This is a genomic window from Halalkalicoccus tibetensis (assembly GCF_037996645.1).
Lineage (GTDB): Archaea > Halobacteriota > Halobacteria > Halobacteriales > Halalkalicoccaceae > Halalkalicoccus > Halalkalicoccus tibetensis.
Genome location: NZ_JBBMXV010000003.1, coordinates 343,457 through 365,242 on the forward strand (window position 1 = coordinate 343,457; position 21,786 = coordinate 365,242).

Here is a 21,786-nt window from a genome sequence, read left to right on the forward strand (position 1 = left end):
CGCCGAGTCCCGTCCGAAGACGACGGTGCCGTTCCGTCTACGGACTCGTCCGACGGGGACGCGTTATCCGCCCGTTCACTCCACGTCGTCCCGCTGCTCGTGTGTTCGTTCGGACGGAGCCGACCCGTCCGTCGCCGTTCGATGGGCTTTAGCCTGCGTATAGTAATGCATACGAGAACGGTCTATCTGACAGAAGCACAGTGTGTTCCCCGCTGTGTACGTACCTCCGATTATGACATTCAACGATGGCTCCCTCGAAACGACCCGCCGACGGACTCCCTCTCGGTATGAGGTGAACTGATATGTGTGGCATCATCGCTTGTGTCGGTTCCTCCAACGCGGTCGACACCGTTCTGACCGGACTCAAGAACCTCGAATATCGGGGCTACGACTCCGCCGGGCTCGCGATCCAGAACGGCTCGAACCTCGTAGTTCGAAAGCGCGCGGGCAAGATCAGCGATCTCACCGACGGGTTCGCCCAGGAGCTCCCGCAGGGCGTCTTGGGGATCGGCCATACCCGCTGGAGCACCCACGGCCCGCCGACCGACGAGAACGCCCACCCCCACACGAGCGCCTCGGGCACCGTCGCGGTCGTTCACAACGGCGTCATCTCCAACTACGAGGCGCTTCGAACCGAGCTCGAGGGGCTCGGCTACGCGTTCGAGAGCGACACCGACACCGAGGTCGTTCCGCACCTCATCGAACACTACCTCGAGGACGGTCTCGACAGCGATGCCGCGTTCCGCGAGGCGATCGACCGTCTCGAGGGGAGCTACGCCATCGCGGCGATGGTCGAGGGCGAGGAGACGGTGCGCGCGGCTCGACAGGGCTCGCCGCTCGTCGTCGGCATCCACGACGACGCGTACTATCTGGCGAGCGACGTCCCCGCCTTCCTCGAGTACACCGACGAGGTGATCTACCTCGAGGACGGCGACGTCGTCACCGTCGAGGACGGATCGCTCTCGATCACGGACCTGGCCGGCGAGCCGATCTCGCGCGAGACCGACGTCGTCGACTGGGACCCCGAGGAGACCGGCAAGGGTGGCTACGACCACTACATGCTCAAGGAGATCGAGAGCCAGCCCGAGTCGCTCTCGAACACGATCCGCGGACGGATCGACCCCGACGAGCCGGCCGTCCATCTCGAGGACTTCCCGCGGGGCTGCTTCGAGGACGTCACCGAGGTCCACTTCGTGGCCTGTGGCACGTCGTATCACGCGGCGCTGTACGGCGCGCGGCTGCTCGAGGAAGCGAACGTCTCGGTTCGTGCTTCGCGTGCCAGCGAGTTCTCCGGGCGGATCCCGAACCCCGACGGAACGCTCGTCGTCCCGGTCACCCAGAGCGGCGAGACCGCCGACACCCTGGGTGCGCTCAGGGCGGCGCGGGAAGCGGGCGCCCGGACGCTCGCGGTGACGAACGTCATCGGCTCGACGATCGCCCGCGAGGCCGACGAGGTGTTGTACATCCGCGCCGGCCCGGAGATCGGCGTCGCCGCCACCAAGACCTTCTCCTCGCAGGTGGTCACGCTCGTCCTGCTGGCCGAGCGGCTCCGCGAGGAGGTCGAGGGCGCCATCGCCCGCGAGGACCGCCGTGAGTTCCTCGAGGCGCTGTCGGTGCTTCCCGACCAGATCGAGGAGGTGATCCGGACCTCCCGGGCCGAGGCCCTCAGCGAGAAGTACGACGACCGCGGGGCGTACTTCTTCATCGGCCACGCCCTCCAACACCCCGTGGCGCTCGAGGGTGCGCTGAAGTTCAAGGAGATCACCTACGAGCACGCGGAGGGGTTCGCCTCCGGCGAGCTCAAACACGGCCCGCTCGCACTCGTCACGCCGGGGACCCCGATCTTCGCACTGTTCGACGGGAAGCACGACGAGAAGACCCACACGAACGCAAAGGAGGCCCAGGCCCGTGGCGCGGAGATCGTCGCGGTCACGTCCAGCGAACGGACCGCGTCGTTCGCCGACGACGTCCTGGCGATCCCCGACACCCACCCGGATCTCGTCGGGCTGCTCGCGAACGTCCAGCTCCAGTTCGTCTCCTACTACACCGCACGGTTGCTCGGCCGGCCGATCGACAAGCCACGCAACCTCGCGAAGAGTGTCACCGTCGAGTGACCGTCCTGGCATAGTTCCCTGAATGCAGCCGCTAAGTTCTCCGGGATCGCTCAGCCGATAGCGTACTCAAGGACGTTCTCAGGGACGACCCAGCGCGGCGGCATCGGTCGGACGATCGCACCCCCGTTCGAGTTCCCTCGATCGACGAGGCTCGGACGGTAGACTGAGAACGGAGAACGGTCGGCGTTCCTCGGGACCGATCGGAGTCGTGCGGTGGCGAACCGCGTGGCGCGCTTTGCCCGAGATATGGCGTACTGCCTCGGTCGGTGCTATCGACCCGCTTGTCAGGTCGTCTCGGAAGAAGCCGTGAACCCGACGAGGGAGGGGACGCCTTCGGCCCTAAATCGGGTGCCGGGGATCAGCTGCCGAAGATCGGCCCATCGTCGTCGTCATCGCCGTCTTCGTCCTCTGCTTCGTCGTCTTCGGCTTCGTCATCGTCAGTTTCGTCGGTGTCGTCGGTTTCATCGGCGTCCTCCGCATCATCGACATCGTCCGCGTCGTCGGCCCCGTCAACGTCATCGGCGCCGTCGGTGTCGTCGGTTTCATCGGCGTCGTCATCGAAGATCGGGCCGTCCTCGGCATCGTCGGTCTCGTCTGCGTCGTCAGCATCGTCAGCGTCCTCGGTCTCGTCTGCATCGTCAGCATCGTCAGCATCGTCGGTTTCGTCGGCCCGATCGGTTTCGTCGGTGTCATCGGTGTCATCGGTGTTATCGGTGTCGTCGTCGTCCTCCGAATCGTCAGCATCGCCAGCGTCGTCGGCTTCGTCTGCGTCGTCAGTATCGTCGGCGTCGTCGGTTTCGTCGACATCGCCGTCCCCTCCATCCGTGTCCTCGTCACCGTCGTCCGGCGCTTCATCTCCGCCGTCGTCCGCTCCGCCTTCCTCCGTATCCGCCGGTTCCTCGTCGGCCGCGTCGCCGACTTCGTCCGGGTCCTCGAGACCCTCCTCCTCGTCCGAGATCGGGCTCGACGTCAGGTCGCCACCCGGAAGTCCCGCCGTGATCGCGAGTCCGACGACGAAGAGGCTCACTCCAAGCACCAGCAACGCTCGCTGGACGGACACCTGATCGAACCGTCCTATCACCGGATGTGGCTTATCCGGGGTCGAGAACGGGGGCGGCGAGCGTGAAACGGCCCACATTACCGTACTGTTGTTATCCCCGATGCTTTATTATCGGTTCGGTAATGCGCGTCCCGATCGACGACCGACCGTGGACGGGCGGCAGTTAAGTCCTCGACCGCCGTACACCGTATCGAGATGGACGCCACCGACGACGTCCTTCGGCTCGTGGAGCCGGACGGGGAGACGTGGTCGCTCTACGTCGCCGGGGACTTCGTGTACGACGGCCCGACGGGCCCGTCCCCGATCGGCGACACCGTCGGGAGCCGTATCGCCTCGAGCGACCTCTCGGTCCTCAACCTCGAGGCGCCGATCCCGGCGGACGACTCGATCCCGAAAGCCGGCCCGAAGAAGGAGTCGGCGCCCGGAGTGCCGGCGCTGCTCGGTGAGACGGGCTTCGACGCCGTGACGCTCGCGAACAACCACGCGATGGACTACGGCCTCGAGGGCCTCACCGAGACCGTTGAGGCCTGCGGGGACGCCGGCCTCGAGACGCTCGGCGTCGGAACCGACCGCTCGGACGCGCTTTCCCCCCTGTACCTGACGATCGACGGCACCGAGATCGCACTCGTCAACGCCTGCCAGCGGGAGTTCGGCGTCGCGACCGGCTCGCGGCCGGGCACCGCTTGGATCGACCACCCCGACGCCGACCGCACCATCGAGCGCGCGAACGAGCGTGCCGAGGTCGTGATACTCATCGCGCACGGGGGCGTCGAGTTCGTCCCGTTGCCGCCGGTGCAGTGGCAGCGTCGCCTCCGGCGGCTGACCGAACTGGGTGCCGACCTCGTCGTCGGGCACCACCCCCACGTCCCGCAGGGCTGGGAGCGCTACGAGGGAACGCCGATCTTCTACAGTCTGGGGAACTTCCTGTTCGACCACACGGTCCGCCCGAAGGCCCAATGGGGGCTCTCGCTCGAGATCACGTTCGACGGTCCGACGCCGGCCGCCGCCGAACTCGTCCTCACCGAGGAGGTCGACGGGGGCATCCAACTCCTCGAGGAGGAGTCACGGCGCCGGGAGTGTCTCTCGCATCTCCATCGGCTCTCGGGGCTCTTCGACGACCCCGACGAGTACGCGGCCCACTGGCAGGAGATGGCCGTTCGGATCTTCAACCAGCGCTACTCGGGGTGGCTGCGGCGGGCCGCGGGCGGCAACCCGGTGACCTTTCTTCGCCAGCCGCGCGAACACCTCACCCAGGACGGGCTCTGGACCGGCGAGGCCCGCCAGGAGGAGCTCCTCCTCCTGCTGAACGTCGTCCGGAACGGCTCGCATCGATCGCTGATGGAGACGGCGCTCGCGGTTCAGTCCGGCGCCAGCGTCGATCGGCGGACCCCCGAGGTCGAGCGACGGGTCCGCGAACTCCTCTCCTGGACGGAGGACCAGCCCGTCTACGATCGACCGACGACGATCGAACGGAAGGTGAGCGACCTCTCGGAGCGGTTCCTCGGCGAGTAGCCGCGGGTCAGTTCCTGGTCTCGTCGCCCTCGCCGAAGAGGCGCTCGACCGTCGACGCGTATCGGCTCAGCGGACCCGGCATCCCGCTCAGGATCCGCGTGATCTCCGAGGGGTCGATCGCCTTCGTCGCGAGCGCCAGGATCCCGTAGGCGATCAGCCCCGCCGGGGGGATCACGACGAACGCGATCAGGGGGGCGTCGACCGGCAGCGCCGTGTCGATCAGCGGGAGCCCGAGAGTCACGAGCGGCGCCTCGATCAGCGCGTCGATCCCGATCGCCAGCGCGACGAGCATCACGCCGGTGGCCGCGACGGTGATCGAGACGCGGATCGGCCGGATGTCCCCCAACGGGTTGTAGCCGATCGCGCGCGCGCCCCAGAGATGGAACACCGGAAGCGAGAGGTAGCCAAGCGAGGTCGCGATCGCCGCCCCCTCGATCCCGAACTGGGGGATCAGCGTCAGGTTCAACAGCAGGTTCATCGCCGCCGCCGCCCCGGTCGCGAGGATCATGACCCGCATGTCCCCGCGGGCGTGGCTCACCGAGAGGATCGGCCGGGCGACGGCGAAGCCGACGGTGCCCGGCAACAACAGGAGCAGCGGTGCGATCGTCGGGCCGAACTCGGCCCCGTAGTACCGCGGGACGAACTCCGCGGCCAGTACGGCGATCCCGACGGCCATCAACGCCGTCAGCAACAGCGTATAGCGGGTCGCCTTCGAGGCCAGCGAGGTGATCTGCTCGACCTGATCGCGGTGCCACAGCTCCGAGGCCGACTGGATCATCACCGACTGGACCGCCTTGGGCGCGAGCCAGAGGAACTCCGCGAGCACGAGTGCGGCCTTGTAGTAGCCGACCTGTGCCTCGTCCGTGAACGCCTGCAGCATCAGCACGTCGACGTGATACAGCGAGGTCAGAAAGAGGATGTAGACGATCGAGAGGTTGTTGAAGTTGAGAAGCTCCCGCCGGGGGAACGATTCGGGGGTCCGCTCGAAGACCGAACGCATCGAGATCTCGCGCGCGAGGAAGAAGAAGCCGATCAGACTGGTGAGCGCGTCGGCGATGATGTGGCCCGCGAGAACGCCCGAAACCCCGTAACCGAGGTAGGCGAGCGAGATCGCGAACGTGAAGAAGAACACCTTCTGTACGACGAACAGCGGCTCGGAGATGTGTTCGAGCTTCAGGCCCAGCAGCGAGCGATGGGCGTACTCGCGCATCTGGGCCATGATCGTCACCAGCGCCAACAGCAGGAAGAAGAAGGCGTACTCCTCGCCGGGGTAGCGATCGACCAGGCCGATCTGGACCGACGCGAGCAACAGCGCGCTCGCGGCCAGCGCGAGCACCGTCGCGATCCGGAAGTAGTAGCCGAAGACGTTGTCGTGCCAGTCCTCCTCGTCGCGGTCCTCGGCGAGGTACTTGCGGGTCCCGCTGTCGACGCCCGAGCTCACGACGATCATCAGGAGGGCGAAGACCGACATCACGGTCGCGTACGTCCCGTAGCCCTCGGGGCCGAGGATACGCACGAGGATCGGCGTCATCACCGCACCGAGCATCGCGACGGCGACGTTCGCGCCGGCGATGGAGATAAACGCCGTAACGAGTGTACGTTTCATTTACTATTTTATTACGGGATGACGGCCAGCGTTATCAACGTCCTGGCTCGGCTCACCGATCGCGCAGTACCGCTTCGCCGGGCGCCGTGGTCGCGTCCCCCGAGAGAGTCACGCCGGGCGCGAGGCTCGTGTTGATCGCCGTCTTCGCGCCGTGGCCGACCACGACGCCGAACTTCCGCCGGCCGGTCGAGACCCGGTCGCCTTTGACGGTGAGCTCCACGTCGTCGCCGTCGTGGCGCAGGTTCGCGACGTTCGTCCCCGCGCCGAGGTTCACGTCCCGCCCGAGGACGCTGTCGCCGACGTAGGAGAGATGCGGGACGTTCGTCCCCTGCATGATCACGCTGTTCTTGATCTCGACCGCCTGTCCGATGTGGACGTCGCCCTCGAGCAGGGTCGCCCCGCGGACGTAGGCGTTCGGGCCGATCTCGCAGTCGGGGCCGATGTAGGCCGGTCCCTCGATCGTCACGCCCGGTCCGATCGACGCGCCCTCCTCGACGACGACCCGGCCCTCGAGGGTCGCGTCGGCGTCGACCTCGCCGTCGAGCCGGCGTCCTTCCTCGCCCAAGAGGAGTTCGTTGGCCTCGAGCAGTTCCCACGGGCGCCCGACGTCCATCCAGCGTTCGACCTCGACGGGCGTAACGTCGTGGTCCTCGATGACGCGTGCGAGGACGTCGGTGAGCTCGTGTTCGCCCCGCTCGCTCATCGGCACGTCGAGGTGGGCTTTCGCCTCCGGCGGGAACAGGTAGACGCCCGCGTTCGCGAGGTTCGTCGGCGGCTCCTCGGGCTTCTCGATGATGTCGGTCACCCGTCCGTCCGACGTCGAGAGAACGCCGTAGTTCGAGGGATCGTCGACCTCGAAGGCACCGATAGCGGGGGCGTTCGCGAACAACTCGGCGATGCTCTCGGGGTCGTAGAGGTTGTCGCCGTTGATGACGGCGAACGCCTCGTCGATGTGCTCGCGTGCCGCCCGGACGGCGTGGGCCGTCCCCAGCTGCTCCTCCTGGGTGGCATAACTGACCGGCACCCCGCGGTAGGTCTCGCCGAAGTACTCCTCGACGACGTCGCCCATGTAGCCCGTGACGAAGATCAGCTCGTCGGCGCCGCCGGCGACCGCCGCGTCGGCGACGTGGGCGGCGATCGGCCGGCCGGCGACCGATAACATCGGCTTCGGTATCGACTCCGTCAGGGGACGAAGGCGGGTTCCTTGACCCGCCGCGAGGATCACGGTTTGCATTGTCGAATCGTTTCCTGCTTGCGGGCTTTGTTATCTGCCGGTTAATGCATGGCGATCCCCTTCCACCCACGAGCAGCGTTCACACGGACTCTACGGCGTCATCGAGCAGCCCTGTCGCGACCGACCGTAGCTCCTCGGCTCGGTCCTGGTCGCGGGACTCGGCGGTCACCCGGATCAGCGGCTGGGTCCCGCTGGCTCGCAGCAGGAACCAGCCGTCGGAGAAGCCGACACGGACGCCGTCGATCGTCAGCAGGTCGGCATCGGGATAGGTCTCGGGAACGGCCGTCGCGACGCGCTCCATCACGGCCTCCTTGTGCTCGGTTTCGACGTTCTCGCGAAGCAGGTGCGGCGAGACCACGCTGTCGACGCGCTCGGAGAGCGGCGTCTCGGCCACGGTGGCCGCGAGCTTGCAGGCCGCGAGCGGACCGTCGGGACAGAGCGTCTCGTCGGGCCAGATCCACGCCCCGCTGGGCTCGCCGCCGAAGACCACGTCGGGCTCGGTCGTGCGTTCGGCGACGTGGACGTCACCCACGCGGGTGTGGGTGACCGACGCGCCGAGCTTCGCGAGCTCGTCCTCGACGACGAGGCTCGTGTCGACCGGGACCGCGACGCGGGTCCCCTCGCTTGCGGCCTCGCGCGCGAACAGCGCGAGCAGCACGTCCTTGGGGACGAACCGGCCCGTCTCGTCGACGGCCATCATGCGGTCGGCGTCGCCGTCGTGGGCGATCCCCAGGTCCGCGTCGGTCTCCGCGACCCGCCCGCAGAGCGCCTTGCAGTTCTCCGCGGTCGGCTCGGAGGGCCGGTTGGGAAAGCTGCCGTCGGGCTCGGCGTGCATCGCTTCGACCGTACAGCCCAGCCGTTCGAGCGCGTCGATCGTCACCCCGCCGGCGCCATTGCCCAGATCGACGACCACCGAGAGCCCCTCGAGCGAGCCGGGCTCGACCGCGGCCATGAGCTCCTCGACGTGGCGCTCGTTCGCGTCCTCGAGGACGGCCCGACCGCCGCCCTCATCCCAGTTCCCGAGCTCGTACTCCCCGCTCGTGATCCGCTTTTCGATCCGATCGGCCTGGGCGGCCTCGAACGCCTGTCCCGAGGGGTTCCAGAGCTTCAGCCCGTTGTCCTCGGGCGGGTTGTGCGAGGCGGTCACGACGACCCCTGCCTCGGCGCCCTCCCGACCCACCGCCCGCGCGAGCGTCGGCGTCGCTACCATGCCCGCGTCGAGGACGTCCGCGCCACACTCGCGTGCGCCCGCGCTGACGGCCTCGAGGAGCCACTCGCCGCTCTCGCGGGGATCGCGGCCCACGACGATCCGATCGGCGTCGGTCGCGACGGCCCGACCGACCGAGAGCGCGAGCTCGCCGGTTACGACGTCGCCGACCGGTCCGCGGATGCCACTCGTTCCGAAGAGACTCATATCGGCCCGTCGTCGGCCATCTTCATTACTCTACGGCTTCCCCTCCGAACGCCGCTCTCGGTTTCCCCGCTTTGCCGGCGGTTAACCGGCTTTACGAACCGAATAATCCCCTCGCCGCGGGCGAACGGAGGTTCGCTCCGGAACGGGGCCGAGCCGATCCGTGCCGGCCGCCGAACCGGACGTGGGCCTCCGTCGAACCATCGTCTGACGTTTCTATCGTGGTTAGGAGATCTATAACAAAGTGGCTGGATCGCCTATCGACGCTCGTGAGCGGACGCTCTTCGGCGATAGGGAGGAGGATGGCGTGACGGTCTTCGAAGCGTCGCTGACCTTCTTCGTGCTCGCACTCGTGACCATCCTCGCGAACGCGTGGGACGTACGGTGGCTCTCGCTGGCGCGAACCCGGTGGTTCAGCACCGCCTGTATCGTGCTGGGGATCGTCTCGTTATTGGTGTAGCTCGGACGACGTCGTGGGACCGGCGATCGGTTGTCTTCCTCTCCGATCACCATGAGCCCTGTGAAGGACGCGAACCATCGGGGACTCGTATCCCGCCCGATCAGGCCGGGGCGAACTCCGCGGCGTAGAGGTGGTTGAGCATGACGTAAGTGACGACGCCGAGGACTAGGCTGAGGATCCACGATCCGGCGGCGATCTGGCCGACCCGTGCGTGGGAGGTTTCCGCCAGCTCGGTCGGGGTGTGAGTGAGCCCGAGGACGATCGCGTAGAGCACGAGCGGCACCGCGAGCACCGAGAGGACGATGTGGATCGCGAGCATGATCAGGTAGGCGGGCTGGATCCAGTCCCACAGCGGCACCCAGGCGTACTGGCTGGCGAGGACGAAGTGTTTCTCGCCGCCGCCACCGACCTTCGGGAGGTACAGCAGGAGGAACAGCACGATCAGGGCGAACGACAGCACCATCGCGTTCCTGTGTTTCCCGACCTCGCCCTTGCGGATCCAGTACCAGCCGAGCACGAGCGAGACGGTCGTCACCGTGTTGACGATCGCGATCGCGTGCGAGAGCAGGTCGACACCCGGTTCGCCGATGTCGGGGTACAGCGGGACGACGCCGGCGAAGGTCCCGATGACGAGCGCGTAGCCAAGCGCCGTGAGCACCATCGCGGCCGCCAGTGGTCGGTTCCTCGCGCGCCGCTGTACGGTTGCCGTTGCCATTGTTCACTGTTGGTTGCCCGCCACTAAATGACCTCTCATTCGCCCGCCGCGCTCCCGACCGAGCCGCGCCTATGACTCGAAGCCGACCGGTTGGACCTCGATCTCCCCCGATCCGTAGACCGTCACTCGGTGTTCGAGGGCGACGAACTCCACGTAGGTCTCCCGGCCCGCTCCGGTCGTGGGGTCGAACAGCGCGTCCAACGAGTCCGGATCGACGTAGGTGTACAGCTGGAACTCCGACGGATCGGCCCCGGCGGCCTCAGAGACCGCCAGAACGACCGTCGTCGACAGCGGCCCCGTCTCCTCGTCGTGGCTGGTTCGATAGACACCGTCCTCGCGGGCCACGTCCTGCGTCGCCGCCGTTTCCGTATCCCTGGCGCTCATTCTCCGGGTACCTCGTCCGTCATCGTAGCTTATCCGATATATGTCTTTATCATTTCCTGAAATTTGCTGCACGGAACCGATGTACGACCGTCAGGGAACCGAGTTGGAACTCCGCTCATCCACCGCGTTCTCCTGCCTCCGGAGCCGGGCGGACGAGCGAGCCGCTCGCCACGTTCGCCTCCCGTAGAACCGCGATGGGACCGCCCGGATTTGAACCGGGGTCAACGGCACCCAAGGCCGCAAGGATACCAAGCTACCCCACGGTCCCGTACACCCGGTTTCGGTCGGCGAGGACGAAAACGTTTCGTTCTTACCGCCGGCGCTCCTATCCGTCGCATGGTCACTGGACTCGAAGTCGCGGTCCTCGTCGCCGTCGTCGTCCTCCTGCTGGGTTCGTACCGCGTCATCCACACCGTACGCCCCTTCATCGTCAACGCGGTCGTCGGCCTTCTCGCCCTCATCCTCGCGTCGATGTTCGGCTTCGGCGTCGAGATCACCCCGTTCGTCCTCCTGATCGTCGCGATCGGCGGCGTCCCAGGGGCCGTGCTCGTCGTCCTGCTCGCCTATCTGGGGATCGCATTCACGCCCGTCGCGATCTGACTCCGTACCGCTCCGTACCGTTCCGTACCGGTTCGGAACGCTACCGCACCCAAAATACAGCTCATATATTCGTTTAAGTAAGTGGGGACCGTCCTCACGGATGATGCCCGGACACGACGGTCGACCGATCGATCGCGCTCGAACGGAGGGCCACTGAGATGTGGTTGTTCCTGGCGGTCTGTTGGATCGGTGTCCTCCTCGCAGTGCTCACGCTGCTGTTCGCGGAGGGACGGCGCAGCGAGGCCGAGCCCGTGCGTGGCGAGCGAGTCGACTGGTCCCGGCCGTAGCTTCGCGTTCACTCCTCGCCGTGGAGCTCCATCGTCGCGACGATGTCCAGGGGGTCCTCGCCCTTGCGGATCCCGTCGAGGATCTTGAACGCCTCGTCGGGCGCGAGGAAGTGTCGCGTGACGGCCCGGCCCAGCGGCGTGGGGTCGAGCCCGTCGATGAACTCGTACTCCAGCAGCTTGCCGATCGCGTGGGTGGTCGGTATCTCGCCGATCATCCGGTCGTTGAGCGATTTCGCGCGCTTGCCGCCGACGACCACGTTCGCGAGCGTCTCCTCGATCGCCGCCGACTCGTCGTAGTGGGTGCGGACCGGTTCCATCTCGTCCTTCAGGAGCTTGAACGCGATCTCGTCCTCGGTGCCCTCCATGCTGTTGTGATAGGAGCAGTCGGGCTCGACCAGCAGGTAGACCGTCCCGCGGTCGTGGTAGTCGGGCCGGCCCGCCCGCCCGAGCATCTGGTGGAACTCCTGGACCGAGAGCCACTCGATGCCCATCGCCAGCGAGTCGAAGATCACCTGCGAGGCGGGGAAGTCCACCCCCGCCGCGAGCGCCGCGGTCGTCACGACCGCCGAGAGCTCCTGGTCGGCGAATCGACGCTCGACCTTCTTTCGCTGCCCGTAGTCGAGGCCCGCGTGATACGGCGCGGCGTCGTACTCGATCTTCCGGCTGATCTCGTGACAGCGCCGCCGGGAGTTGGTGAAGATTATCGTCTGGCCGCGATACCCCTTCGAGGACTCCCGGTCGAACTCGCGTTTCACGAGCCGGTTCTCGATGCGCGGTTTCTCGTCGCCGCCCGCGAAGGTGAGGTGGCGCTCGATCGGGATGGGCCGCTCCTCGAACTCGATGAGGCGCGCCTCGAGCTTTCGCGCGAGCCACTCGGGGTTGCCGACGGTCGCGGAGAGGTAGACCCATTGGGCACCTCCGTAGCCCGCTCGCCTGCCCGCGCGCTGCTCGCAGTAGTCCTTCAGCCGGGCGATCAGCCCGTCGAGGCGGTGGCCCCGCTCGTCCTCCTTGAGGGTGTGGACCTCGTCGATGACGACCGTGGCGATGTCGCCCAGGTCCCGCCCGGTGCGCAGCGCGTGGTCGATCCCCTCGTAGGTGCCGACGATCACGTCCGCGTTCGGGTCGAACCGGTTGCCGTCGTCCCGGACGCGGCTCGCGCCGACCCGCAGGGTGACGTTCGCGAGGTCGCCGTACTCGTCGCGGAAGTCCTCGTGTTTCTGGTTCGCGAGCGCCACCAGCGGGACGAGAAAGAGCATCTTCCCCTCGCCCTTCAGTACGCGGTCGATCCCCGTCATCTCGCCGACGAGGGTCTTGCCCGTCGCGGTCGCCGAGACGACGAGCTGGTCCCGGCCCTCGAAGAGGCCGTTCTCGGCGGCGAGGCTCTGGACCGGCAGCAGGTCGTCGAACCGTCCCTCCAGTAGGCCCTGCAGCTCCGGATGGAGATCGAGCGAGGAGACGGGCACCGGGTTGACCTCGTCGGTCGTGGCGCTGATCTCGTCGAACTTCGTGAGGTCGGGGTCGAGCTCGCCCTGCAGCAGGTTCGTGATCCGTTCGAGGTCCTGGACCTCCAGCAGCAGGTCCTTCAGTCGGTCCTCGGCCGCGCCGGTGACCCCACCCGCGTACGAGAGCTCGCGTTCGAGCTCGACGAAGGCACAGTCCGGACAGATCTGTTCCCGGCCCGTCTCGATCGCCGTCTCGCCCGTAATCGGCGAGAACCGCCCCGTCGATGCACAGAGCCGACAGGTCCTGACGACGCGCGCGTCGAGCTGGTAGCCCGAGAGCATCTCCCGAAGCTCCTCGCGCCCCTCCCGCGAGGTCTGCTCGGAGATCCTGATTCGATCGGCTCCGCGCGCGAACTCGACGAACTCCTCGGGGTTGCGTGGCTCCTGGGTCGAGTCGCGCTTGATGCGGAACTTCCCGGGTCGCGGACCCGCGCTCGTCTCCTTCAGCTCGAGGACGGCCTGGAACAGCCGCTCGCCGTCCCTGAGCGGCACCGCGAGGTAGTCGTCGCGGGTTCCGTGGAGGAAGAGCGTCCCGACCCGCTGGCGCTGCGTTGACACTGTCAGTACTACGGAGGCGAGGTATTTGTGCCTATCACTTCGCTTTAGGGCTCGACCAGCGAGATCGCGTCCTCGCCGTTGGGGACCGCACAGAGGAACGCCCCCGCCTCGCTCCCCTCGTTCCTGTACCAGTGGACGACGCCCGCGGGGATCAGAAGCGAGTCGCCGGCCGAAACGACGTGTTCCTCGTCGCCGATCCCGACGACGTACTCGCCCTCGAGGACGTACTGTTCGTGCTCGACCTCGTTGGTGTGTCTCGGCACCTCCGCGCCGGGCGCGAGGGTGAAGCGCCGCATCGCGAAGCTCGGCGCGCCATCGCTCTCGTCGAGCAGGACGCCCTTCGAGAGGCCCTCGGCGGCCTCGACGGGCTCGTACTCGACCGTCTCGCCCCGACGAACGACGACGTCTCCGGACATGTCGCTCCCTATGAAACGCCCTCCTATCGGTCTTTCCGTCGACTGAACGCTTTTGCCCTCTGAGTGATAACACCAACCATGGGAGAGGTCCGGTCGACATCCGAGGGCGCGGGCGGGGCCGACGGCTATCGATTGGTCGTCGCCGTCGGGAACCCGAGCTACGCGTCCCAGCTCGTGCGGACCGCCGTCGACATCGCGCGCGCGAACGACGGCGAGGTCCGGATCGTCACCGTGGTCCACAAGCCCCGCGAGTCCCCGTTCTCGGTGTTCTCCGACGAGGCGATCCGAGAGGAGTACGCGGGCGACCGCCGCGAGATCCTCGACCGGGCGCTGGAGGTCGCCGGCGACTCGGTCCCCGTCGACGGGCGGCTGGTCGTCGGCACCGATGTCGGCCGCGCGCTGCGGTCGTTCGTCCGCGAGGTCGACGCTGACGCGCTGCTGGTCGGCTGGCACGGGCGGCCCCGTCGCGACGGGATCGTCCTCGGCTCGACCATCGACGACGTCCTGCGGCGTGCACCCTGCGACGTGCTCGTCGAGCGGATCGGCCCGACCGCCGACGGCGTCGAGCGGGTGCTGCTGCCGGTCGCCGGCGGCCCGCACCTCCCGTTCGCGGCCTCGGTCGCCGACGCGATCGCGGGCGCGAACGACGCGTCCGTGAGGCTGCTGACGGTGGTCGGTCCCGGCGCGACCGACGCCGAGCGCGACGACTCGCGTGGGGTCCTCGAGGAAGCGGCTGGACTGCTCACGGCCCCGTCCGAGAGCCGCCTCGCGGAGTCGGCCTCCGTCGAGGACGCGGTCCTCGAGGCGGCCGACGACAGCGACTTGGTCGTCTTCGGGGCGACCCGCCGCGGACCGGTCCGGCGCCGGCTCATAGGGTCGGTCCCGCAGGCCGTCGGCCGACGTTCGGATCGGTCCGTGATCGTCGCGCGCCGGCGACCCGATCGGTCCGTCCTCGACCGGGTGGCGGGCCGGCTCTGGGATCGGTGACCGTCGGCCGGCGAGAAGCCTTTTATACGTCCTCCGCCCGTATCGCCCGGTAATGTTCAAGAGCTTTCGCATCGGCTCGCTTTTCGGGATCCCGATCAAGCTGGACGTCTCCTTTCTGCTGATCCTCCCGATCTTCGCGTGGCTGATCGGCGCTCAGATAGAGCTGCTCGTCGGTCCGCTGAACGCCCTCTTCGGGACGACCCTCGATACCGCGGCGCTTACGGCCGGCTACCGACCGTGGATCCTCGGGCTCACCGCGGCGATCGGTCTGTTCGGCGGCGTCGTCCTCCACGAGCTGGGCCACTCGCTGGTGGCCGTCCGCTACGGCTACCCCATCGACTCGATCACGCTGTGGCTGCTTGGCGGGCTCGCCCAGCTCACCGACCAGCCCGAGGACTGGAAACAGGAGTTCGCCATCGCCATCGCCGGCCCGATCGTCAGCGTCGCCGTCGGGATCGGCTCCTATCTCCTGTTGTTCGTCGTTCCCGCGAGCCTCGACGGCGTCGTCTTCGTGCTCGCCTATCTGGCACTGCTGAACGTCGTGCTCGCGGTCTTCAACATGCTGCCGGCGTTCCCGATGGACGGCGGGCGCGTCCTCCGGGCGCTGCTCGCGCGCAATCGCCCGTTCGCGCGCGCGACCCAGATCGCCGCCGAGGTCGGCAAGCTCTTCGCGCTGTTCATGGGACTGTTCGGCCTGCTGCAGTTCAACGTCATCCTGATCGCGCTCGCCTTCTTCGTCTACATCGCTGCCTCGGGCGAGGCACAACAGACCGTCATGAAGGCGGCCTTCGAGGGGGTCCGGGTCGACGACATCATGACCGCCGAGGGGGACGTCCACACCGTCTCGCCCGACACCTCGATCGCCGACCTCCTCGAGCGGATGTTCTCCGAGCGCCACACCGGCTACCCGGTGATGGAGAACGACCGGCTTGTCGGCGTCGTCACCCTCTCGGACGCCCGCCAGGTCGACGCCGTCGAGCGCGACGCCTTCACCGTCGAGGACGTGATGACGACCGAACTCGAGACCATCGGGCCCGACGCCGAGGCGATGGACGCGCTCAACCGGATGCAACAGGGCGGGATCGGCCGGCTGCTCGTGGTGCAGGAAGACGATCTGGTCGGCCTGATCTCGCGGACCGACCTGATGACCGCGCTCAACATCATCAAATCCAGCGGGTCGATCGAGACCGCGAAACGGGCCGCCGACGAGCGCGACCCCGATCGGATCGACCGGGGCGGGACCGATCGCTCGATGGGCTCGCGCGACCGCGACTCGAACTCCGAGAGCCGCTGGGACCACTGAGTACGAAAAACCCGATTCAGTCGATGTCGATGCGCGTTCCGTCGTCCTCGTCGTCGGCCTCCTCGCGGGTCGGGAGGTGGATCTCGAGCACCCCGTTGCGGTAGCTGGCGCCGATCTCCTCCTCGATCACGTCGCCGGGTACCGCCAGCTGCCCGTGGACGCGGCGGCTGTGGCGTCGGGTCGTGGCGCCGTCGTCCTCGCTGGTCTCGTGGGTCGCCCCGATCGAGAGGGCACCGTCCTCGAACCGGAGGTCGATCTCCTCGCGCTCGAAGCCGGGCATGTCCGCGAGGACCACGTAGCCCTCCTCGCCAGTCTCGAGGCTGAGGTTGATGTCGCTGTGCTCGCCGGCCCCGAGCGACGGGCGGCCGTCCCAGCCCTCCCACATCGAGCGGCGCATCTGTTCCATCATCCGTTCCATCTCCTCGAAGGGGTATCGTCGCATTGCCATAATGAACAGTAGTATGTTGTTTGCAGTTCTATATAAGAATTCAGAGGGGTATGATAGCACTGCTCCGAACTATTAACTCGATTCCGAATCGCAGTAACTTCTTATGGCAAGCGTCTGTATAGTGAGGTGATGCCAGAGATCACCGTCTCCGACACGCTGTACCGTCAGCTCGAGAACGCCGCGGGCGAGGAGGACTTCGAGTCGGCGCTGTGGGAGATGACCTACCTGTTCCAGCGTGGCAACGACCCCTCGGAGTAAGCCGTTTTCCCGTCCGTTCTCGCACGATATCCAGAAGAGCCACCGGCCAGGGACGTCGCCGGTCGACGAGGGCTCCCGTCGCTTCGGGGGCCAACCTATCCTTCCAGTTGACGAACCTGCGATTCGAGGTGGCGCTCGTGGTCGGCGATCGCGTCCTGGTGGGCCTGCTCGTCCCCCAGCCTGCGGGTCGATAGCTCCTGTAACCGGTGGTCCTTCCCGTAGAGGACGACCGTATCGCCGGCTTCGATCTCGGTGTCGGGTCCCGGCGCGCCGACGTACGGCCCGTCGGCCTTGTCGACGGCCAGCACCTGCACCCCTTCCGAGAAGAGGTCCAGATCGCGGAGCGTCCCGCCGGTGAGCCACGTCCCCGACTGGATATCGACCTCGGAGACCCGGTAATCGCCCTGGAGGCCGAGCATCCGCGTGTAGTCGCGGAGCTCGAGGTCCGTCGTGCGGCTGAGCGCCCACTCGATCATCGGCGTCACCGCCTTGTTGAGCCAGCGGCTCCGCGCGAACCCGAGTATCACGACGGAGCCGCCGAACAGGTACGCGAGCGTCACCAGGTCGCCGCCACCGTTCGTGAACGTCAGGACGAACGCGCCGATCCCGCTCACGACCCCGACGTTGCCGAGCAGGATGAGCGTGCTCGCGATCCGCCGCCTGCCCGGCGTCGCGACGACCCGTTCGGCCTCGTCGGTCGTATAGCCCGCCCCCGACAGCGCCGACCTGGCCTGGAAGGAGGCGATGTCGGGCGAGAGGCCGGTCATCTCGAACGCGACCGCCCCGATCCGACTGATCAGCAAGGAGAGCGCGAGAACGAGCAGAACCGCGTGTGGGGCCGATTCCACCACCATACCGACGGTAGGGGACGGATCCGTATGAGCACCACGAAACCGAAAGACGGAGAGGCCTCGATCGTCGTCGGCCGATGGGCCCACGCGGCGTTGCACGTCCCCGCTTCAGCGTTCGTTCGCGGTGCTCTCTACCGAAAGCGCGCGCTCACGAACTATCGCTCGGAAGAAGGTCCAGATGCGAGAATTGAACCTCGGTCGTTTCGCTCGCTCCGCTCGCTTCACTCCCTGCTTCGATTCTCTTCGTTTGACTTTTCGCTCCTCACGTCCGTTCGTCCCGAAAAGGTCCAGGTGCGAGAATTGAACCCGCGTCTCAGCCTCCACAAGGCTGAAGGATAGTCCACTACCCCAACCCGGACACACACGTCCGTAATCGCCCTGTGGATAAAATACGTTACGACTTCCGAACGCTTTTTCTCCACGATGGCGTACCAGTGCTCAGTGGCCATCACCGACAAGATCTACGTGAAGAACCACCGCCAGCTCGCCTCCCAGCTCGAGACCTCGATCCCGAAGGGGGCGTTCAAGGGCGCGACGCTCGACCTGCTCTTCCAGGGCGAAGGACTGGAGAAGCTCGACGAGACCTCCCGCGAGCGGGTGCTTGACTTCACGCAGGACTTCCTCGACTGCGACTGCGACACCAATCCCTACTGCGGGCACCCCGAGCAGAAGTTCATGCGGTATCTCCTCGAGCTCCGGGCGGAGGGTCTGGGCCCCGAGGCGATCGTCGACGTGATGACCGACGACTACATGGTCTATGCCTATCCGGGCGACGTGCTCTCCTTCCTCGACGACTCGGTCCGCACCCTCGAAGCGGTCGAGGCGCTCGCGAGCGTCGAGAGCAACGACGAGGTCGAGCGCTCGGCCGGCTCGAAGAAACGCGAACTCTCGGGTTAACCCAGCCTGTAAGTGTCCTCGGCCTCGCTTTTCCCGTTCTCGCGATCGAGCTCCTCTAGGTGGACGACCTCCTCGATCTCCTCGCCGTCGTCGAGCTGCTGGCGGAGCTGTGTGATGTAGCGTTTATGTTCGTCGAGCTGGTCGCGCAGGTGTTCGGCCTCGAGCTCGAGGCGCTCGTGTTCGCGAACGAAGCTCTTCGGCACCTCGACGCGCGGCGGGAACTCCTCAGTCGCGTCTGCGTCGGCCTCGTGCTCGGGGACCACCTGGACTTGGCCGTCGTGGGCAACCAGCGTATCGACGTAGTCGCGGAACACGGCCGACAGCGAGATGTCGCGCTCCTCGGCGATCTCGCGCAGCGTCTCGAAGACGTCCTCGTTGACGCGAAAGGAGATGGTCTTGTTCTTGTTGCCCATTCGCCCCCATTTCGCCTCGCAGAATACTTAAGGGTTTGTCAGACGCCGGTCGCCTACGGTCTCGCCGGGGTCTCGCGCGTCCCCTCAACGGGCTCCGGCGTCGGCGAATCCTGACTGTCGGTCCGGCGTCGTTCCTCCTCCGTCCGCTGGCTCTCCGTGGCCCCGTCCGGCGAGATCCCCATCGCGGCGTACACTGCCCGCCAGCCGCCGCTGGGCGAGGCCTCCCGGTCGGGGTCGGTACGTGCTCGTCGCTGGTTCGGGTCCGATCTCATGTCGAAGCGTCCGCTATCGGGCGGTCAGTGAACTGCTCGAACGGCCCGTATGGCCGTGATCGGTCGAAAACGGCGGTTCGTCAGGCCGTGGGCTCGGTCGCCTCTTCCTCTTCGGCCTCGCCTTCGCTCTCGCCGTCCTCGACGCTTTCGAGCGCCGAGAGCAGGTCACGCTGGTAGTTCTTGACCGGGAGGTCGTACTCCTCGCGGGCCATCGAGGCGTACTCGTTGGCCTCGTCGTCGAACGCCTCGATGCGTTCGATGGTCCGTTCCGCGGTCTCGACGACCCAGCGGTCCCGCGTCCCGACGTCGACCTCGGTGATCGACTCCGGACGGACCGAGACGTTGACGTCGCCCTCGTCGGTCTCGTAGGTCCGGGGCTTGCCGACGATCGAGACGTACGCCGGTGGCTCGGCCTCCCGCAGGAAGTTCGCGGCCTCGGGCTGGTACTGGCCGGCGTAGACGAAGAAGGTACCAGTGGGATCGACGATCCGACCCTGCCAGTACTCGCTGTCCTCGCCGACGTCGCTCTTCTCGGTCAGCGTGCCGACGATGAACACGCGGTTCGCGCGCGCGCCCGTCGGGAGCAACGCGTACAGCGGCGCGCGCTCGTCGTCGCTCTCCTTGAACGTGTAGCCGGCGTCGTTGAACTCGCTCGCGAACACGCGCTGGGCGAGCTCGCGGGTGGGTGCTTGGCTCATTTAGATCGACCTCGCTTTGATCAGCGTCTCCTCGGGATCGGTCGGCGCGCCGAGCTCCTCGACCGCGTCGGCGAGCACGTAGCGCCCGAACGTCGGGCCGCGAACCCGGTAGTACCGTCCGAGGAGTTCGCCGCGGATCTCGTCGGCGACGACCGTCGTATCGAGCGCGTCCATCGCCATCTGCTTTGCCTCCTCCAGGCCGATCCCGGCGACCTCCTCGGTGGCCTCCTGGTCGAAGATTACCTCCTGGACCTCGCGGCCGTCGTCGAGGACGCCCTTGATCCGGAGGTCGAACTCGCCCTCGACCTCGCCGTGTTCGGAACACCGGCCGTTCTGGAGGACGCGGGTGCAGCCCTCCTCGGGGCAGCGCTTGATCAGCCCCGAGCCCGACTGGACGTCGACGAACGCGCCCTCGATCTCGCTCTCGTCGTTGCCGACCTCGAGCTCCTCGTCGAGCTCGGTGATCGTGGTCGTGCGGTTGAGCTTCACCGAGAACCGACCCTCGTACTCGTCGGTGACGACGTTCTCGAGCCGGTAGACGCCGTCCTCCTCGAGCTCGGGGAGGTCGGATTTGGCCCACTTGGTGAACTTCAGGGTGCCCGACGGATCGCCCAGCAGCCCCACTTGGGCGATCGAGTCGCTTCGGGGCTCCCAGAGGTCGACGACCTTCGCGGTGAGGTCGACCCACTGTTCGGCGGCGTCGACCTCCGCGAGCTGGACGTCGTCGTTCGAGCCGCCGCCAAGCGAGTCACGATCCAATCCCGCCTCGTCGAGGTAGTGGTTCGTGACGCTCCGGCGCGCCTCCTCCGCGGGGATCTTGTACTCGGTGACGAGCGTTTCGAGCCGGGACTCGACCTCGTCGGTACTGACGTCGAGATGTTCGGAGAACTGGTCCGCTATGCTTTCCGCGTGCTGTCGCAGGTCTGTCATGGTCTCACTGTCTCCGCTTCGTTTTCAATGGGAGACATACCGCTGTTGGTGCCCGATGGTATAAAAAGTTCCGCGAGCGGGGTGAAAGTGGTCTACCAGTACGACAGCGCCGCCTCGTAGCGCTGGGCGACGTCGTCCCAGTCGACGACGTCCCACCACGAGTCGACGTACTCCCCCCGTCGGTTCTCGTACTGGAGGTAGTAGGCGTGCTCCCAGACGTCCAGCCCCAGAAGCGGCGTCGCGTCCTGATGTTCGAGGCGGTTCTGGCTCTCGACCTGGCCGACGATCAACTGGTCGGCGAGCGGCTCGTAGAACAGCCAGGCCCAGCCGTTGCTCTCGACGGCCTCGGCGGCCGCCGAGAACTCCTCGCGGAAGGCGCTGACCGAACCGAAGTCCTCGATCAGGCGGTCACAGAGCTTCCCCTCGGGTTCGCCGCCGCCCTCCGGATCCATGTTCTCCCAGAAAATGGCGTGGTTGACGTGCCCCGAGAGGTTAAAGGAGAGGTCGCGTTTCGCGCGCTTGATCCCCTCGTAGTCGTCGGCCTCGCGCATCCCCTCGAGCTCGTCGAGCGCGGCGTTCGTCCCGTCGACGTAGCCCTGGTGGTGTGCGGAGTGGTGCAGCTCCATGATCCGGGCGTCGATCGCGGGTTCCAGGGCGTCGTAGTCGTAGGGCAGTTCGGGCAGCGTGTACTCCCCGCCGCCGTACGCGCCCTCGAGATCGACGTCCGACTCCGTTTCCTCGTCCTTGTCGCGATCGTCCGCGCCGACGCCCTGGGTACCGAGTAGCGCGCCCGCGCCGGCGCCCGCGAGGCCGAGCCCCTGGAGCACCCGTCGGCGGTGTAGCTCGACGAGCGGGATGTCCCGGCTCATG

The 21,786-nt window shown here is 67.0% G+C and carries 24 protein-coding genes and 2 tRNA genes; 9 read left to right on the top strand and 17 right to left on the bottom strand.

Annotation, left to right across the window (positions count from 1 at the left end):
* The first annotated feature begins 302 nt into the window (after positions 1-302).
* Entirely contained in the window at positions 303-2,114 is a 1,812-nt protein-coding gene (gene glmS / locus WOA58_RS10270; protein WP_340604101.1) for a glutamine--fructose-6-phosphate transaminase (isomerizing), read from the top strand.
* A 358-nt stretch (positions 2,115-2,472) separates the two neighbouring features.
* On the opposite strand, the gene WOA58_RS10275 is transcribed toward glmS, so the two are convergent.
* The gene (locus WOA58_RS10275) at positions 2,473-3,174 is read right to left on the bottom strand and encodes a hypothetical protein (protein WP_340604102.1); all 702 of its coding nucleotides are present in this window, start codon (positions 3,172-3,174) and stop codon (positions 2,473-2,475) included.
* Between the two features lie 195 nt (positions 3,175-3,369).
* Between WOA58_RS10275 and WOA58_RS10280 the strand changes: the two genes are divergently transcribed.
* Positions 3,370-4,686, top strand: coding sequence for a CapA family protein (locus tag WOA58_RS10280; RefSeq protein WP_340604103.1), 1,317 nt, complete (start codon positions 3,370-3,372; stop codon positions 4,684-4,686).
* Between the two features lie 7 nt (positions 4,687-4,693).
* Here the strand turns inward: WOA58_RS10280 and WOA58_RS10285 are convergent, their stop codons facing one another.
* The 3 genes from WOA58_RS10285 to glmM all read right to left on the bottom strand — a co-directional run bounded on the left by WOA58_RS10285 (position 4,694) and on the right by glmM (position 8,940).
* Positions 4,694-6,292 carry an oligosaccharide flippase family protein gene (locus tag WOA58_RS10285; RefSeq protein WP_340604104.1) on the bottom strand — a complete coding sequence of 533 codons (1,599 nt, stop codon included), beginning with the start codon at positions 6,290-6,292 and terminating at the stop codon, positions 4,694-4,696.
* Positions 6,293-6,344: 52 nt separating this feature from the next.
* Positions 6,345-7,526, bottom strand: a complete 1,182-nt coding sequence (gene glmU, locus WOA58_RS10290) for a bifunctional sugar-1-phosphate nucleotidylyltransferase/acetyltransferase (RefSeq protein WP_340604105.1) — start codon at positions 7,524-7,526, stop codon at positions 6,345-6,347.
* Between the two features lie 79 nt (positions 7,527-7,605).
* Positions 7,606-8,940 carry a phosphoglucosamine mutase gene (glmM, locus tag WOA58_RS10295; protein WP_340604106.1) on the bottom strand — a complete coding sequence of 445 codons (1,335 nt, stop codon included), beginning with the start codon at positions 8,938-8,940 and terminating at the stop codon, positions 7,606-7,608.
* Between the two features lie 241 nt (positions 8,941-9,181).
* Here glmM and WOA58_RS10300 point away from each other — a divergent pair, with 241 nt between their 5' ends.
* Complete coding sequence (locus WOA58_RS10300) at positions 9,182-9,397, top strand: hypothetical protein (RefSeq protein WP_340604107.1); 216 nt, start codon at positions 9,182-9,184, stop codon at positions 9,395-9,397.
* A 100-nt stretch (positions 9,398-9,497) separates the two neighbouring features.
* On the opposite strand, the gene WOA58_RS10305 is transcribed toward WOA58_RS10300, so the two are convergent.
* The 3 genes from WOA58_RS10305 to WOA58_RS10315 all read right to left on the bottom strand — a co-directional run bounded on the left by WOA58_RS10305 (position 9,498) and on the right by WOA58_RS10315 (position 10,764).
* Positions 9,498-10,112 (bottom strand): DUF420 domain-containing protein, encoded by a 615-nt coding sequence (locus WOA58_RS10305; protein ID WP_340604108.1) that lies wholly within the window; start codon positions 10,110-10,112, stop codon positions 9,498-9,500.
* A 69-nt stretch (positions 10,113-10,181) separates the two neighbouring features.
* Positions 10,182-10,496 carry a HalOD1 output domain-containing protein gene (locus WOA58_RS10310; RefSeq protein ID WP_340604109.1) on the bottom strand — a complete coding sequence of 105 codons (315 nt, stop codon included), beginning with the start codon at positions 10,494-10,496 and terminating at the stop codon, positions 10,182-10,184.
* Between the two features lie 195 nt (positions 10,497-10,691).
* Positions 10,692-10,764: transfer RNA gene (locus WOA58_RS10315), tRNA-Pro, on the bottom strand.
* 68 nt (positions 10,765-10,832) lie between these two features.
* On the opposite strand from WOA58_RS10315, the gene WOA58_RS10320 reads away from it, so the two are divergent.
* On the top strand, positions 10,833-11,096 hold the full coding sequence (locus WOA58_RS10320) for a pro-sigmaK processing inhibitor BofA family protein (RefSeq protein WP_340604110.1): 264 nt from the start codon (positions 10,833-10,835) through the stop codon (positions 11,094-11,096).
* A gap of 158 nt (positions 11,097-11,254) precedes the next feature.
* Complete coding sequence (locus tag WOA58_RS10325; RefSeq protein WP_340604111.1) at positions 11,255-11,383, top strand: hypothetical protein; 129 nt, start codon at positions 11,255-11,257, stop codon at positions 11,381-11,383.
* Between the two features lie 8 nt (positions 11,384-11,391).
* On the opposite strand, the gene WOA58_RS10330 is transcribed toward WOA58_RS10325, so the two are convergent.
* Together WOA58_RS10330 and WOA58_RS10335 are read right to left on the bottom strand one after the other, a co-directional pair.
* A complete protein-coding gene (locus WOA58_RS10330; protein ID WP_340604112.1) occupies positions 11,392-13,443 on the bottom strand; it encodes a DEAD/DEAH box helicase in 2,052 nt (683 codons plus the stop codon).
* 44 nt (positions 13,444-13,487) lie between these two features.
* The gene (locus tag WOA58_RS10335) at positions 13,488-13,859 is read right to left on the bottom strand and encodes a cupin domain-containing protein (RefSeq protein ID WP_340604113.1); all 372 of its coding nucleotides are present in this window, start codon (positions 13,857-13,859) and stop codon (positions 13,488-13,490) included.
* 78 nt (positions 13,860-13,937) lie between these two features.
* Between WOA58_RS10335 and WOA58_RS10340 the strand changes: the two genes are divergently transcribed.
* Positions 13,938-14,846 (top strand): universal stress protein, encoded by a 909-nt coding sequence (locus tag WOA58_RS10340; RefSeq protein WP_340604115.1) that lies wholly within the window; start codon positions 13,938-13,940, stop codon positions 14,844-14,846.
* Between the two features lie 52 nt (positions 14,847-14,898).
* Positions 14,899-16,149 (top strand): M50 family metallopeptidase, encoded by a 1,251-nt coding sequence (locus WOA58_RS10345; protein WP_340604116.1) that lies wholly within the window; start codon positions 14,899-14,901, stop codon positions 16,147-16,149.
* A 16-nt stretch (positions 16,150-16,165) separates the two neighbouring features.
* On the opposite strand, the gene WOA58_RS10350 is transcribed toward WOA58_RS10345, so the two are convergent.
* Complete coding sequence (locus WOA58_RS10350) at positions 16,166-16,597, bottom strand: Hsp20/alpha crystallin family protein (RefSeq protein WP_340604117.1); 432 nt, start codon at positions 16,595-16,597, stop codon at positions 16,166-16,168.
* A gap of 129 nt (positions 16,598-16,726) precedes the next feature.
* Here WOA58_RS10350 and WOA58_RS10355 point away from each other — a divergent pair, with 129 nt between their 5' ends.
* Positions 16,727-16,855 carry a phosphohydrolase gene (locus WOA58_RS10355; protein WP_340604118.1) on the top strand — a complete coding sequence of 43 codons (129 nt, stop codon included), beginning with the start codon at positions 16,727-16,729 and terminating at the stop codon, positions 16,853-16,855.
* 95 nt (positions 16,856-16,950) lie between these two features.
* Here WOA58_RS10355 and WOA58_RS10360 read toward each other — a convergent pair whose 3' ends face one another.
* Together WOA58_RS10360 and WOA58_RS10365 are read right to left on the bottom strand one after the other, a co-directional pair.
* A complete protein-coding gene (locus tag WOA58_RS10360) occupies positions 16,951-17,709 on the bottom strand; it encodes a TrkA C-terminal domain-containing protein (RefSeq protein ID WP_340604119.1) in 759 nt (252 codons plus the stop codon).
* 282 nt (positions 17,710-17,991) lie between these two features.
* Positions 17,992-18,064: transfer RNA gene (locus WOA58_RS10365), tRNA-His, on the bottom strand.
* 83 nt (positions 18,065-18,147) lie between these two features.
* Here WOA58_RS10365 and WOA58_RS10370 point away from each other — a divergent pair.
* Positions 18,148-18,603 (top strand): DUF5814 domain-containing protein, encoded by a 456-nt coding sequence (locus tag WOA58_RS10370; protein ID WP_340604120.1) that lies wholly within the window; start codon positions 18,148-18,150, stop codon positions 18,601-18,603.
* On the opposite strand, the gene WOA58_RS10375 is transcribed toward WOA58_RS10370, so the two are convergent.
* The 5 genes from WOA58_RS10375 to WOA58_RS10395 all read right to left on the bottom strand — a co-directional run bounded on the left by WOA58_RS10375 (position 18,600) and on the right by WOA58_RS10395 (position 21,785).
* The gene (locus WOA58_RS10375) at positions 18,600-19,016 is read right to left on the bottom strand and encodes a ribbon-helix-helix protein, CopG family (RefSeq protein ID WP_340604121.1); all 417 of its coding nucleotides are present in this window, start codon (positions 19,014-19,016) and stop codon (positions 18,600-18,602) included. The two genes, WOA58_RS10370 and WOA58_RS10375, sit on opposite strands and share 4 nt — an antisense overlap.
* Positions 19,017-19,069: 53 nt before the next feature.
* Positions 19,070-19,288: a hypothetical protein gene (locus WOA58_RS10380; RefSeq protein ID WP_340604122.1), complete on the bottom strand. Its 219-nt coding sequence runs from the start codon at positions 19,286-19,288 to the stop codon at positions 19,070-19,072.
* A gap of 80 nt (positions 19,289-19,368) precedes the next feature.
* A complete protein-coding gene (locus tag WOA58_RS10385; RefSeq protein ID WP_340604123.1) occupies positions 19,369-19,986 on the bottom strand; it encodes an RPA family protein in 618 nt (205 codons plus the stop codon).
* Complete coding sequence (locus WOA58_RS10390; RefSeq protein WP_340604124.1) at positions 19,987-20,916, bottom strand: replication factor A; 930 nt, start codon at positions 20,914-20,916, stop codon at positions 19,987-19,989.
* A gap of 92 nt (positions 20,917-21,008) precedes the next feature.
* Positions 21,009-21,785 carry a superoxide dismutase gene (locus WOA58_RS10395; RefSeq protein ID WP_340604125.1) on the bottom strand — a complete coding sequence of 259 codons (777 nt, stop codon included), beginning with the start codon at positions 21,783-21,785 and terminating at the stop codon, positions 21,009-21,011.
* Position 21,786: the final 1 nt, after the last annotated feature.

What these genes read in the sequence shown, in the direction of transcription:
- WOA58_RS10350 (WP_340604117.1), bottom strand. Translation starts at nt 16,597, where the DNA reads ATGGCAATGCGACGATACCCCTTCGAGGAGATGGAACGGATGATGGAA.
- WOA58_RS10375 (WP_340604121.1), bottom strand. Translation starts at nt 19,016, where the DNA reads ATGGGCAACAAGAACAAGACCATCTCCTTTCGCGTCAACGAGGACGTC.
- WOA58_RS10345 (WP_340604116.1), top strand. Translation starts at nt 14,899, where the DNA reads ATGTTCAAGAGCTTTCGCATCGGCTCGCTTTTCGGGATCCCGATCAAG.
- WOA58_RS10380 (WP_340604122.1), bottom strand. Translation starts at nt 19,288, where the DNA reads ATGAGATCGGACCCGAACCAGCGACGAGCACGTACCGACCCCGACCGG.
- WOA58_RS10395 (WP_340604125.1), bottom strand. Translation starts at nt 21,785, where the DNA reads ATGAGCCGGGACATCCCGCTCGTCGAGCTACACCGCCGACGGGTGCTC.
- glmU (WP_340604105.1), bottom strand. Translation starts at nt 7,526, where the DNA reads ATGCAAACCGTGATCCTCGCGGCGGGTCAAGGAACCCGCCTTCGTCCC.
- WOA58_RS10355 (WP_340604118.1), top strand. Translation starts at nt 16,727, where the DNA reads ATGCCAGAGATCACCGTCTCCGACACGCTGTACCGTCAGCTCGAGAAC.
- WOA58_RS10280 (WP_340604103.1), top strand. Translation starts at nt 3,370, where the DNA reads ATGGACGCCACCGACGACGTCCTTCGGCTCGTGGAGCCGGACGGGGAG.
- WOA58_RS10325 (WP_340604111.1), top strand. Translation starts at nt 11,255, where the DNA reads ATGTGGTTGTTCCTGGCGGTCTGTTGGATCGGTGTCCTCCTCGCAGTG.
- WOA58_RS10310 (WP_340604109.1), bottom strand. Translation starts at nt 10,496, where the DNA reads ATGAGCGCCAGGGATACGGAAACGGCGGCGACGCAGGACGTGGCCCGC.
- WOA58_RS10335 (WP_340604113.1), bottom strand. Translation starts at nt 13,859, where the DNA reads ATGTCCGGAGACGTCGTCGTTCGTCGGGGCGAGACGGTCGAGTACGAG.
- WOA58_RS10340 (WP_340604115.1), top strand. Translation starts at nt 13,938, where the DNA reads ATGGGAGAGGTCCGGTCGACATCCGAGGGCGCGGGCGGGGCCGACGGC.
- glmS (WP_340604101.1), top strand. Translation starts at nt 303, where the DNA reads ATGTGTGGCATCATCGCTTGTGTCGGTTCCTCCAACGCGGTCGACACC.
- WOA58_RS10390 (WP_340604124.1), bottom strand. Translation starts at nt 20,916, where the DNA reads ATGACAGACCTGCGACAGCACGCGGAAAGCATAGCGGACCAGTTCTCC.
- glmM (WP_340604106.1), bottom strand. Translation starts at nt 8,940, where the DNA reads ATGAGTCTCTTCGGAACGAGTGGCATCCGCGGACCGGTCGGCGACGTC.
- WOA58_RS10285 (WP_340604104.1), bottom strand. Translation starts at nt 6,292, where the DNA reads ATGAAACGTACACTCGTTACGGCGTTTATCTCCATCGCCGGCGCGAAC.
- WOA58_RS10305 (WP_340604108.1), bottom strand. Translation starts at nt 10,112, where the DNA reads ATGGCAACGGCAACCGTACAGCGGCGCGCGAGGAACCGACCACTGGCG.
- WOA58_RS10320 (WP_340604110.1), top strand. Translation starts at nt 10,833, where the DNA reads ATGGTCACTGGACTCGAAGTCGCGGTCCTCGTCGCCGTCGTCGTCCTC.
- WOA58_RS10385 (WP_340604123.1), bottom strand. Translation starts at nt 19,986, where the DNA reads ATGAGCCAAGCACCCACCCGCGAGCTCGCCCAGCGCGTGTTCGCGAGC.
- WOA58_RS10360 (WP_340604119.1), bottom strand. Translation starts at nt 17,709, where the DNA reads ATGGTGGTGGAATCGGCCCCACACGCGGTTCTGCTCGTTCTCGCGCTC.